Source organism: Aliiglaciecola aliphaticivorans (genome assembly GCF_054782055.1).
Genome location: NZ_BAAGTF010000017.1, coordinates 18,824 through 31,346, shown reverse-complemented (window position 1 = coordinate 31,346; position 12,523 = coordinate 18,824). Strand labels below are relative to the sequence as shown.

At 41.5% G+C, this 12,523-nt stretch carries 8 protein-coding genes; 5 read left to right on the top strand and 3 right to left on the bottom strand.

Annotation, left to right across the window (positions count from 1 at the left end):
- Positions 1 to 17 precede the first annotated feature (17 nt).
- A complete protein-coding gene (arcB, locus tag ACYVIL_RS09220) occupies positions 18 to 2,363 on the bottom strand; it encodes an aerobic respiration two-component sensor histidine kinase ArcB (protein ID WP_303475970.1) in 2,346 nt (781 codons plus the stop codon).
- 773 nt (positions 2,364 to 3,136) lie between these two features.
- Between arcB and gltB the strand changes: the two genes are divergently transcribed.
- On the top strand, positions 3,137 to 7,603 hold the full coding sequence (gene gltB / locus ACYVIL_RS09215; protein WP_460312280.1) for a glutamate synthase large subunit: 4,467 nt from the start codon (positions 3,137 to 3,139) through the stop codon (positions 7,601 to 7,603).
- A 16-nt stretch (positions 7,604 to 7,619) separates the two neighbouring features.
- Positions 7,620 to 9,035 (top strand): FAD-dependent oxidoreductase, encoded by a 1,416-nt coding sequence (locus ACYVIL_RS09210; protein WP_460312279.1) that lies wholly within the window; start codon positions 7,620 to 7,622, stop codon positions 9,033 to 9,035.
- 124 nt (positions 9,036 to 9,159) lie between these two features.
- Here ACYVIL_RS09210 and ACYVIL_RS09205 read toward each other — a convergent pair whose 3' ends face one another.
- Both ACYVIL_RS09205 and ACYVIL_RS09200 read right to left on the bottom strand, forming a co-directional pair.
- Positions 9,160 to 9,795, bottom strand: coding sequence for a DsbA family oxidoreductase (locus ACYVIL_RS09205; protein ID WP_460312300.1), 636 nt, complete (start codon positions 9,793 to 9,795; stop codon positions 9,160 to 9,162).
- A gap of 40 nt (positions 9,796 to 9,835) precedes the next feature.
- Positions 9,836 to 10,372: a DUF2937 family protein gene (locus ACYVIL_RS09200; RefSeq protein ID WP_460312278.1), complete on the bottom strand. Its 537-nt coding sequence runs from the start codon at positions 10,370 to 10,372 to the stop codon at positions 9,836 to 9,838.
- Between the two features lie 106 nt (positions 10,373 to 10,478).
- Here ACYVIL_RS09200 and ACYVIL_RS09195 point away from each other — a divergent pair, with 106 nt between their 5' ends.
- The 3 genes from ACYVIL_RS09195 to ACYVIL_RS09185 all read left to right on the top strand — a co-directional run bounded on the left by ACYVIL_RS09195 (position 10,479) and on the right by ACYVIL_RS09185 (position 12,519).
- Positions 10,479 to 10,865, top strand: coding sequence for a hypothetical protein (locus ACYVIL_RS09195; RefSeq protein WP_460312277.1), 387 nt, complete (start codon positions 10,479 to 10,481; stop codon positions 10,863 to 10,865).
- Between the two features lie 184 nt (positions 10,866 to 11,049).
- The gene (locus ACYVIL_RS09190) at positions 11,050 to 11,643 is read left to right on the top strand and encodes a DUF2726 domain-containing protein (RefSeq protein ID WP_460312276.1); all 594 of its coding nucleotides are present in this window, start codon (positions 11,050 to 11,052) and stop codon (positions 11,641 to 11,643) included.
- 168 nt (positions 11,644 to 11,811) lie between these two features.
- Complete coding sequence (locus ACYVIL_RS09185; RefSeq protein ID WP_303475985.1) at positions 11,812 to 12,519, top strand: 5'-methylthioadenosine/adenosylhomocysteine nucleosidase; 708 nt, start codon at positions 11,812 to 11,814, stop codon at positions 12,517 to 12,519.
- The last annotated feature ends 4 nt before the right edge of the window (positions 12,520 to 12,523 follow it).

The following is a 12,523-nucleotide window of genomic DNA, read 5'->3' as shown; positions in this document are numbered from 1 at the left end:
ATGATTAATCAGTTAGATTAATCATCTATATTTTTTGAGTTTAGCCAATCATTTAACTTCCCTGTATCCTGCTTTTCAGCCATCTCAAGTTCTTCTACCCAGTCATGGACGTTTTCCCACCATGTTGGGTGATCCCCTTGTTGGATTCGATTCGCAATTTTTTGTACTCTGGCTAAACCAACCGAACCTGCCGCCCCTTTAATTTTGTGAGCTTGAGAACAGACCTCTTCTTTATCATTTGCACTTAAGTTGATATTTAATATTTCCATATAATCAGGCATGTTTTCCTGGAAAACACCAACACTGGTGCGCACCATTTCATGGCCAATGGTATCCACTAACATTTCTAATAAATCCAAGTCCAAAATAGATTCTAGTTCGCTAGGTTTAGCTTCCTCTACCGAAAATTGTGGTATATCTTTTTGATCAACAAATAGGTTATTAAAGACTTCGATTACGCGACTCTTTTTAATTGGTTTAGCGATAACGTCATCCATGCCATTATTAAGATATTCTTGTCGCGTTTTGATTACGTTTGCGGTTAACGCCACTATCGGTGTTTGCTCTACTAAACCTTCTTCATGTAAGACTGAAGCGACGTTAAATCCGGTCATATCGGGTAACTGAATATCTAGCAAAATCAAATCGTATTGCTTCTCACGGGCCATTTTTAGCGCATCTTGACCATTCATAGCGACTTCAACAGTTTGCCCAAGCTTTTCTAATAGGGCCTTAGCGACCATTACGTTGAGTTCGATATCTTCAACTAGCAGTATCTGCAAACCATGAACCAGTAATTCCTGTAATTGCAGAGGCTTGTTATTAATCGTCAGAGGCAGCTCTACGGTAAAGCAAGTTCCCTCTCCTACAACACTATTCACCTTAATTTCGCCATTCATTAAGGTGACCATTTCTTTACAAATAGCCAAACCAATACCGGTTCCTGTGGCAGATTGATGATCTGGATGATTCACCTGATAATACATGGCGAAGATCTTATCCAATTCCGTTTTAGGAATACCGACCCCGGTATCTTTTATGGTAAATTTAACCGAACTGATACCTGGTTTTTCTTCCGTTGCTTCAACGGTTAGATTGACTTTACCTTTCTGGGTAAATTTCACCGCATTAAACAGCAAGTTCCATAAGACCTGACGTAGACGGGTGCCATCAGCTTCAACTTGAAATGGCAGAGGTTCAATAATTTGCGTCTCAAAACGTAAACCTTTATCCGCGGCAAGCAACTGAATAATACTGCCCAATTCATTGGTAAACTCTTTCAACGACACGGTTTTTAGGGAGAGCTCTAGCCTATCGCGATCCAGTTTATCTAAGTCAACTATGTCATTGAAGATATTACCTAAGGTGATACCACTGGCATAAATCGTACTTACCCAAGCATACTGTTCGTCGGATAAATTTGTATCTCGCAGCATGCGGCTTAGGCCAACAATCCCATTCAAAGGCGTACGGAGTTCGTGACTGATGGTGGCAATGAAGGCGGTTTTATCTTTGTTCGCTTTCGTCACTACATTTTCTGCTTGTTTACGCTCGGTAATATCGCGACCAAACGCAAGTAAGCCTAAGCGTGTGCCTTTTTTATCGTAGAATGGCACCTTACGCATTTCATAGTAACGGCGACGACCATCGGCAAATCGCAACCAGACTTCTTCGGTAATACTGGCATTCGTTTCTAACACTTCATGATCACTAGCGACCACTTGCCGAGCGAGATCTTCATCGTATACTTGGTGCGGCGTTAAACCGATTAGTTCTTCTTCGGTTTTCCCTGTCATTTGCTCTGCCACTCGGTTACAGCCGGCAAATTGACCTTCTTCATTGCGGTAATATATTAAATCGGGTGAGGCGTCTATTATCGAGCGGAGCAAGGTAGATAAACGTTTAGCTTGAGACTCTTGTTCAGATTTTTTATTAATTTCACGTTCTAAGTCGTGTAAAACCATCTCGCGTTCTAATTGGGCATTTTTTCGTTGCTCAATTTCGTAATTGAGCTTTTGCACACTTAACTGTAATTCATGATTGCGTAATACATCTTCTTCACGCAATAATTCTAGTTGATGGACGGCTTCAGATAAACTGTCCCTAGATTGCTCCAATTGTTTTACCAGCTTAACAAAAATAGTGAGCACCCAAGGCGCACTCAACATGGTTAAAATGACTGCGCTAATAAAATCCTCAATTTCGACTTCACCACTCATCACCATGCGTATCACATAAGAGCCACTAATAGTAAAAAGCAAAGTTAATAAAACAAAAAATATACTTATTTTGAGTGTGCCGAAACGGATCACAAATCGAGCTACGTCGATTGCCCAAGATTCAATTGGAGCTTTTGAATGCATTTTTGAAATCTCTGAATGAGTAGAAAGTCAATGCTATCAAGAAACACTACCCTAGGTGAATGTTTCAATTAAATTAATATTAAATAAACTGAATTTGTATGCAATTGCTTACCCAAAAGGCTAAAACCTAAGGCTTTTGGGTATAAACTTAGTCTCATTTCTGCCACTAGCTTGAAATTCACATGAACAAAAATTCACTAACTCTTTATATTCACACTAACAATTTAAATAATAAAGGAACGCGACTGGAAACAGGTCCAAAGGGCTATTTAATTCACAATCGAAACAATTAGATATAAATTATTCTCAGCTAGTTCTTTACAGTTATGCAGTTTAATTAAATAATTATGCTATTAGAAAGGACCAACAAAACAGATTGTTACAAAAACAATCAAACAATAAACGTTTTATTAACAAATTATTGTCTAATTTCAGGCTTTTTAAAGTGATTTACTTGATTAAAATAGATTTTATAACCAATTGATTTTATTTCACTTTATTACCAGTAATCGCTAAACATCGAAAAAATTGAATGATTCGCTTGTCGTGCACATTGATTTCTACCTTTAATGTCGGTATTTTGTCAGGCTGCTCGGCTAAAAATTCATAAAAATTCGATAACCGGCTGGTACCCTCAAACAAACGACAAGAAAACAACATATAACCAGCACAAGCAAAACTGACCACAGAAGTCAGGCTCTGTGCAGCTAAATTCCAACGTTAAAGTTGGCATATACAACCTTTCTCAGCCAAAGGTTGAAGGAGTTACGTTAATGAGTTTGTATAACCCAAATGATTCAAAAGACAACTGTGGCTTTGGATTAATCGCGCACACTGAAGGTGACGCTAGTCATAGACTAGTAACGACCGCAATTGAAGGCCTCGATCGCATGCAGCATCGCGGTGGTATTGCGGCGGATGGTAAAACCGGTGATGGTTGTGGACTGCTGTTGCAAAAACCCGATGAGTTTTTCAATTTAATCGCCGAAGAAAACGGTTGGAAATTGGGCAAAAAGTATGGCGTAGGCATGATTTTCCTCAATCAAGATAAGGAAAAGGCACAGATAGCCCGCCAAACCATTGAAGAAGAATTATCTAAAGAAACCCTAGCAGTGGTTGGTTGGCGCGAAGTGCCGGTTGATCATTCGGTTTTAGGTGATCTTGCAGCTCAAGGTGTACCACAAATTGAACAAGTATTCGTCAATGCACCTCCAGGGTGGCGCAAAAGAGATTTAGAACGCCGCTTATTTATGGTTAGAAGACGAGTTGAAAAAAGACTGGCTGAAGACGATGACTTTTATATCGCCTGTCTATCTGCGTTAGTCATGATTTACAAAGGTTTGGTAATGCCTAAAGACTTACCAAACTTTTATTTAGATCTTGCCGACGAACGCTTGAAATCGGCTATTTGTGTATTCCATCAACGATTCTCAACGAATACATTACCTAAATGGCCTTTAGCCCAACCCTTCAGATTCTTAGCTCATAACGGCGAAATCAATACAATTCGTGGTAACCGAGACTGGGCATTAGCTCGTTCGAAAAAATTTATCACGCCTTTGTTACCGGATCTTCAAGATGCAGCCCCTTTTGTTAATACGGAAGGCTCTGACTCATCTTCGTTAGACAATATGTTGGAATTGTTTTTAGCCGGCGGCATGGATTTGTTCAGAGCCATGCGCTTACTTGTGCCACCAGCGTATCAAAACAACAGCACCATGGACGATGATTTGCGTGCTTTCTACGAATTTAACTCAATGCATATGGAGCCTTGGGACGGACCTGCCGGTATTGTTATGACCAATGGTCGACATGTTGCCTGTAACCTTGATAGAAATGGTCTTCGCCCTGCTCGTTATGTTTTAACTAAAGACGGGTTTATAACCTTAGCATCAGAAATTGGTATATGGGACTACAAGCCCGAAGACGTGGTTGAAAAAGGACGTGTAGGGCCTGGTGAAATGCTTGCCGTAGATACATATACGGGTAAGATTTGGCGTTCCAACGAAATTGATGAAGAATTAAAAACACGCCACCCTTATAAAGAGTGGATTGATCAACATATCAAACACCTTAAGCCAATAGAAGAGTGTGATGCGAGCCAAATTGGCAAGCGCGCTTTTGACGACGATATGATGGGCACCTATCACAAGCTATTTAATTATAGCTACGAAGAAAATCAGCAAATCATAAAAGTACTTGCCAATGATGGACAAGAAGCAGTTGGTTCTATGGGTGATGATACTCCTATGGCCGTTATGTCATCGAAGCAACGCACTGTATACGATTATTTCCGCCAACAGTTTGCCCAGGTAACCAACCCGCCAATTGATTCTTTGCGGGAAAATCACGTTATGTCGTTGGCGACTTGTGTTGGTCGTGAACAAAACGTGTTTAGTGAAACTTCCGGTTATGCAAATCGAGTGTTATTCAACTCACCTGTATTGATGTATACCGATCTAAAACAACTTCGCGAATACGATTCAGAATATTATTATTCAGAAATTATCGATTTGAATTACCTTCCTGAAGAAGGACTCAAAAAAGCAATTGAACGCATTTGTAACGAAGTAGAGTACTTAGTTAAGCAAAAACGCGCCGCTTTTGTTGTGTTATCTGATCGCAATATTAAACAAAACCGATTGCCTATTCCTGCAGCGATGGCTGTAGGTGCAGTACAGCGCCGCTTAATTGAAAAGTCACTTCGTTGTGATGCGAATATAGTGGTAGAAACAGCGTCGGCCCGTGACCCTCACCACTTCGCAGTGTTAATTGGTCTGGGCGCAACGGCTGTTTACCCATTCTTAGCCTATGAAACCATTGAACAAATGGTAGAAGAAGGTGAAATTGAACTGACCGCAATGCAAGCCACCTTAAATTACCGCAAGGGAATTAATAAAGGCTTGTATAAAATTATGTCGAAAATGGGGATCAGTACCATCGCCAGTTACCGTAGTTCAAAATTATTTGAAGCTATCGGTATTAATAAAGAGGTTACTGAGCTTTGCTTTAAAGGCATTCCAAGTCGTATTCAAGGCGCAGGCTTTGAAGACTTCGAACAAGATCAAATCAATTTAAATCGAATAGCTTGGTTGAAGCGTAAACCTTTGTCCCATGGCGGACTATTGAAGTACGTTCATGGCGGTGAGTATCATGCGTATAACCCCGATGTTGTTACCACATTACAGGTAGCGGTCAAATCTGGACGATATGAAGACTATCAAGCTTATTCAGCGTTAGTAAATGGGCGTTCACCGTCCCACTTCCGAGACTTACTTGAACTGAACCCTGATACGGATCCCATTGACATTAATGCAGTAGAGCCAGCGGATAAGTTATTCCCTCGCTTCGATACTGCAGCTATGTCCATCGGAGCGCTAAGTCCCGAGGCCCATGAAGCCCTCGCGATTGCCATGAACCGATTAGGCGGACAATCAAACTCCGGTGAAGGTGGAGAAGATCCAGCACGCTTTAATACTGAGAAAAACTCCAAGATTAAACAAGTTGCCTCAGGTCGTTTTGGTGTAACACCACATTATTTGGTTAATGCTAATGTTATCCAAATTAAAGTCGCGCAAGGTGCTAAGCCAGGAGAAGGTGGACAATTGCCTGGTGATAAGGTGAATAATTACATAGCTGAACTGAGATTTTCAGTTCCAGGTGTAACATTGATATCGCCCCCTCCCCATCACGATATTTATTCGATAGAAGATTTAGCGCAACTTATTTTTGACTTAAAACAAGTTAATCCCAAAGCGCTTATTTCAGTAAAACTGGTTTCTGAACCAGGGGTTGGAACTATCGCAACGGGTGTAGCGAAAGCCTATGCAGACTTAATCACAGTCTCAGGTTATGACGGTGGTACAGGTGCTAGTCCTTTAACTTCTGTTAAATATGCAGGTAGCCCATTTGAGCTTGGTCTAGCAGAAACTCAGCAAGCATTGGTCGAAAATGGTTTACGTCATAAAGTTAGGGTACAAACCGATGGCGGTCTTAAAACCGGTTTAGATGTGGTTAAAGCCGGTATTCTAGGTGCAGAAAGTTTCGGTTTCGGAACAGGTCCTATGGTCGCTTTAGGTTGTAAATATTTACGTATTTGCCATCTGAATAATTGTGCAACAGGTGTTGCAACCCAAGATGAAAAACTGCGTGATAACTATTTTATCGGTTTGCCTGAAATGGTGATGAATTACTTTAAGTTCATTGCTCAAGAAGTGCGTGAAATCATGGCTTCTTTAGGGGTAGCTAAGTTTGAAGACTTAGTGGGACGTACTGAGCTATTAAAAGTGATTGATGGTCTTACTGCTCGCCAAAGAAAACTCGATTTAAGTCCGTTGTTGGTGAAACCTAAAGAAGGCTCACATACTAAGCTATTTTGCTCTCAGGATGCCAATGCACCTCTGGATGAAGGCTTACTTAACAAACAAATTTTAGCGGCTTCACAGAAGGCGATCAGCTCCTTGTCCGGGGCGAACTTGACCTTCTCGATTCGTAATACCGATCGCTCTGTAGGCGCCCTTGTCTCTGGTGAAATAGCCAAACAGCATGGCAACCAAGGCATGCATGATGACCCCATTAAAGTGCATTTAACGGGTACGGCGGGACAGAGTTTTGGAGTATGGAATGCCGGTGGATTGGAGCTAACCCTTTGTGGTGATGCCAACGATTATGTTGGTAAAGGCATGACGGGTGGTAAATTGGTTATTTTCCCACCGCGCAATATTACCTTTGATCCTCACGTAAGTACGATTATGGGGAACACCTGTTTATACGGGGCAACTGGCGGAAAGTTATTCGCTGCAGGTAAAGCCGGTGAACGCTTTGGTGTACGTAATTCAGGTGCCATAGCCGTTATTGAAGGTGCAGGTGACAACGGTTGTGAATACATGACCGGCGGTATTGTTGCCATTTTAGGTAGTGTAGGCGTGAACTTTGGCGCAGGCATGACCGGTGGTTTCGCTTATTTATATGATGAATTTGACGATATCGAGCATCGAGTTAATGGTGAACTTGTGGATATCATGTCGATTGAAGAAAAAGGCATTTTGTCTGAGCATTTACGTGGTTTGATAAACCAACACTACGAAGAAACGGGTAGTGAGCATGCACTTATGTTATTAACTAATTTTGCCCAACAGTTGCAAAAATTCAGATTAATAAAACCTAAGACTAGCGACGTGAAAAATCTGCTAGGCCACATCAGTCGGTCAACAGCAGAATTACGTGTTCAGGCTCAGTAAAGGTAGGGTTTAAAAAATGGCTAAAAATGTATACCAATTTGTAGATGTAGAAAGAATTGATCCTCCGAAAAAGCCCATAATTATGCGCAAAGAGGACTTTGGTGAAATCTATCAACCACTTTCTCAATCTCAAACCGAAGGACAAGCAGATCGTTGTTTGGACTGCGGTAACCCTTATTGTGAGTGGAAATGTCCAGTTCATAACTATATTCCCCAATGGCTAAAGCTAGCGAATGAAGGGAAAATATTAGAAGCCGCCGAGCTATCTCATCAAACCAACAGTTTGCCAGAAGTTTGTGGACGAGTATGTCCACAAGATAGACTTTGCGAAGGTGCTTGTACACTTAACGACGATTTTGGCGCAGTCACCATTGGCAGTATTGAAAAATATATCACTGACACTGCGTTTAAAATGGGTTGGCGTCCAGATATGTCAGGTGTGATTAAAACTGACAAGAAAGTCGCCATAGTCGGCGCAGGACCTGCTGGTCTTGCTTGTGCTGATGTCCTTGTTCGAAACGGTGTAACACCCGTTGTATACGATAAATATGAAGAAATTGGCGGATTGCTTACCTTTGGTATTCCTTCATTTAAACTGGAAAAAGACGTTATCAAGTTGCGTCGTGAAATATTTACCAATATGGGTGTTGAATTCGTTTTGAACACTGAGATCGGCAAAGATATCGAATTTCAACAGTTAATGGACCAATATGATGCGGTATTCCTTGGCATGGGAACCTATAACTCCATGAAAGGTGGATTTGAGAATGAAGGGGTTGAAGGTGTTTATGAAGCGCTTCCTTTCCTCATCGCCAATATTAATCGTGTTATGGGGATTGAAAAACAAGCCTCTGATTTCATCGACATGAAAGATAAAAAAGTCGTTGTATTGGGTGGTGGTGATACCACCATGGACTGCGTGCGCACATCTATTCGCCAGGGCGCTAGTTCAGTCACTTGTGCCTATCGTCGTGACGAAGAAAGCATGCCTGGCTCTCGCCGTGAAGTGGTGAATGCTAAAGAAGAAGGTGTGAAATTCCAGTTTAACTTACAGCCTCTAGATATTGCCGTAGATGAATCGGGTAAAGCCTGTGGTGTTAAGTTGGTAAAAACTGAAATGGGTGAACCTGATGCACAAGGGCGCAGACGTCCGGTTGTAGTTGAAGGGTCTGAACATGTGCTAGAAGCTGACGCTGTGATTATCGCCTTTGGTTTCCAACCTAGCCCGGCTAATTGGTTCTCTGATTATGGGATTATTTTGGATGAAAAAGGTCGCGTTCGTGCTCCTGCACAAGGGCGTTTCCCGTTCCAAACCTCGAACCCGAAGATATTCTCTGGAGGCGACATGGTGCGTGGCTCAGACTTAGTGGTTACCGCCATTGACGAAGGTCGCAAGGCTGCCGACGGTATTATGGATTACCTGGGTGTTTAAGTTGCTTTAACGAACACTTAAATAATTAAGAATGACAAAAGGGCCTAATGGCCCTTTTTTATTAATTTGCTTGGGTACTTTACGCCAGGCACTCCTTCGCACCGACGACTCAACCTTTGCAAGGTTAATTTTCTTTGGCTATTTGTTTTAGCGCTTGCTCGAAAATCTCTGTTGGCTGGCCACCGCTGATTAGATGTTTGTTATTAACAATGACAGCAGGAACAGAACTGATCCCGGCTTGTTGGTAATGGGCTTGGGCTTTTCGTACATCTTGTTCAAACATATCAGAGTTGAGAATTTCAGCTGCTTTTTCTGTATCTAAACCGACCTGTTCAACTACCTCTAGCAATTGCTTATGATCACTTGGATTACCTGATTGTTTAAAATAGAGATCGAATAATGCGAGTTTGAGTTCTGTTTGTTTACCGCACTCATGGGCCCAATGAAGCAGGCGATGAGCATCAAAGGTATTAAAAATTCGCCCTCCTCCACGGTTGCCGAATTCATACCCTACCTCTAAACCGCGCTGTTTAATTGCTTCACGATTTTGTTCTGCTTGTTCCAGGCTGATGCCATACTTTTGGGTAATGTGCTCACCAATTTCTTGACCTTCGGGGGGCATCTGCGGATTAAGTTCAAAGGGTTGCCAGTCAATATTAACCGTTATTTCTCCAGCCAAATGACTAATTGCTTTGGAGAGTGATTTATAACCGATGATGCACCATGGACAAGATACATCGGAAACTATGTCGATTTGCATGTTTTTCAATTTTAATCCTTATCAAATAACTGAGTTTAATTTAAGAATGGCTATGTTGATGGTTACGAAGTTTAGCCACACACTTACGACAAGTGAACGTTGTGGTATCTATGCTTAGCAGTAATATCACTGCGAAACCTATCCCCCATAAAATCGCCAAAGGACTCAAAGGTACCGTAAAATTAAAGCCTTGGAAGGCTTCTAACCTAAGTTGTTCGTCAGCATCGTGAATTAAATGCCAAGCTTGTTTGATGGGATGTTGTGACATCGCAAAATTTTCAGCTTGAAGCAATTCAACACGCTGATAAATTGCCCTGATACTATTAGCATCTTGTTGAAATACAGGATCGTTACTTTCACTATAATGAGCAATGAGTTTTTCAATATTGCCGCCAAAATGCCTATTTGCAGTGACTTGAAAGCCCGAAAGATTTTGTTTGGCTTCGGTTAAGTGGGCATCAACTCGTTGTTGATATTGTTGCATGAAGCCGGGAGCTTGCACGCCAATCAACACGCCACTTGCGAATAAAAAAAGTCGTAGATAATCTGCAAATTGTCGGAGTAACCATCTGATCATACTGACTTACTCAATTGTATACGTTAAAAGAAGTGAATCGTCTTGCTCCTAACCTCGCCAACTTCTATAGTGAAGCAAGACGCACATTTATGACAGGTAAAAGGCAGTGAAGTTTAGTTTAAGCTCAAAAATCCATTCAATAGTGACAGTTTTATCTGCCACACTGATTTTTTCAATGGAAACTAACGCCCAAGATAATGAGACGTTGCAGATGACGTCACAAACTTGTCCCGAGGAATTTTATTCGTTACCCCTGTTCCCTAATCCCAAATTGTGTCAAGTGTTTGCTCCTGAACTGCCTGCCAGTTTGACCTACCATGCCGTTACTGATCAACAAAGTGCCATGGGCTTTTATACCGAGAAATTAGGACAAGCTGACCAGGTTAAAACCCTAAAAGGTCGGATCATGATGCAATATGATGACGCGAAAAAAATCATTATCCTATCCAAAGATGGGGCTGGGACACAAATCGATGTATTAGTGAAATCCTAGTGTTTTCACGACTAGGTTGCTGCTCTATACTTCTGCACTTTTAGTTAAAAAATTTTAAGCTCCACTTCTGACAGAGTTGTTACCTTGTGGCACTGTCTTTGCTATTTATCCATAAAGATTACAAATTTGATGATGAATTGACAAAAACGTCAATTTTTTGTCTTTTTTATTGAGGAAAGCCCTTATGGAACTAGCCATTATTTTAATGATGATGTTAATCATAGTCGCAATAGCTGCACTTAAGTTAAGTGACAATGGTTTATCATTCCCATTTAAACGAAAAGCCTCCCTACTCACCCACACTGAGCTTAGCTTTTTAGATTTAATCGAAAGCGCCATGGGCCAGCGCTACCGGGTATTGTGTAGAACAAGATTGTCTGAAATCGTTTCTTTGCGTCAAAATACTGACAAACGTGCCGCGAAACATGCACTTATCAAAGCGTCAAGTCGTCAGTTAGATTTTGTATTGTGCCATAAATCCGATATGAGCCCAGTTATGGCAATAGATTTAGTCCACAACGGCGGCAAAGGTGGTTATAAAACCCAACGCGATTGGTATGTCACCAGTGCTTTGGATGCCGCTCGAATCCCCCATTTGCGTATAAAGGTAAAATCGGGATACACAAAAGCGGAATTAAAAGAATGTATAGATGCGAAGCTTGCGACAGTGCAACGCAAAACACCTAAGCCTGTTGTACCAGGTACCAACAATCCAGATAACCCTCGCGCGGATAAACCGAAAAGACCTATACGCTCAAATCGTCCTGTCGCAGCCTAATTGACAAGAGACTTATTAGGATAAATTGCTCGCCCTTTGCTGAAAACAACATCAAAGGGCGTTTTTCGAACATCTAATCCTGTTCTTTTCATTTTATCTTGCCGCAATCCTCGCATTTTGAGTCGGTAAATATTAAAATTCGCGCAAATTCAATTAACTAAAAATATCATGAAAATAGCAATTCTAGGCGCTATGGATCAAGAAGTAGCATTGCTAAAAGAAACTCTTGAAAACGTAGAAGTATCTGAGTACGCCCACCTTAATTTTTATTCTGGTCAATTAAATGGCGTCGATGTAATAGTCGCAAAATGTGGAATAGGTAAAGTAGCTGCGTCCGTAGCCACAACAATCCTGATAGATCGTTTCGCCCCTGACTTTGTGGTGAACACCGGCTCAGCAGGTGGCTTTGACACAGATTTGAATATTGGTGATCTCGTTATTGGAACCAGTGTTCAGCACCATGATGTCGATCTCACTCATTTTGGTTATGAACGCGGTCAGGTATATGGTATGCCAGCCATCTTTCCTTGTGACCAACGCCTCATAGAGGCCGCAGAGCACGCCGCTAAAGACGTTGTACATGTTAAAAGTAAGCGCGGTTTAATATGTACTGGCGATTCCTTTATTGGATGTGATGATGCAGCTTCACGGTTAAGAGGACTCTTTCCTGACATGAGAGCAGTGGAAATGGAAGGCGCAGCTATCGGCCAAACTTGTTATATGCTGGATACGCCTTTTGTAGTGATTCGTTCGTTATCAGATATTGCCGGACAAACTTCATCGGTTTCATTTAAATCATATATTGATCAAGCCGCTAAAAATTCTGCTGAGCTAGTAATGAGTATGATTGCAGAAATGGCTGAGCAGCAGAGTTAACCCT

What these genes read in the sequence shown, in the direction of transcription:
- ACYVIL_RS09210 (WP_460312279.1), top strand. Translation starts at nt 7,620, where the DNA reads ATGGCTAAAAATGTATACCAATTTGTAGATGTAGAAAGAATTGATCCT.
- gltB (WP_460312280.1), top strand. Translation starts at nt 3,137, where the DNA reads ATGAGTTTGTATAACCCAAATGATTCAAAAGACAACTGTGGCTTTGGA.
- ACYVIL_RS09205 (WP_460312300.1), bottom strand. Translation starts at nt 9,795, where the DNA reads ATGCAAATCGACATAGTTTCCGATGTATCTTGTCCATGGTGCATCATC.
- ACYVIL_RS09185 (WP_303475985.1), top strand. Translation starts at nt 11,812, where the DNA reads ATGAAAATAGCAATTCTAGGCGCTATGGATCAAGAAGTAGCATTGCTA.
- ACYVIL_RS09200 (WP_460312278.1), bottom strand. Translation starts at nt 10,372, where the DNA reads ATGATCAGATGGTTACTCCGACAATTTGCAGATTATCTACGACTTTTT.
- arcB (WP_303475970.1), bottom strand. Translation starts at nt 2,363, where the DNA reads ATGCATTCAAAAGCTCCAATTGAATCTTGGGCAATCGACGTAGCTCGA.
- ACYVIL_RS09190 (WP_460312276.1), top strand. Translation starts at nt 11,050, where the DNA reads ATGGAACTAGCCATTATTTTAATGATGATGTTAATCATAGTCGCAATA.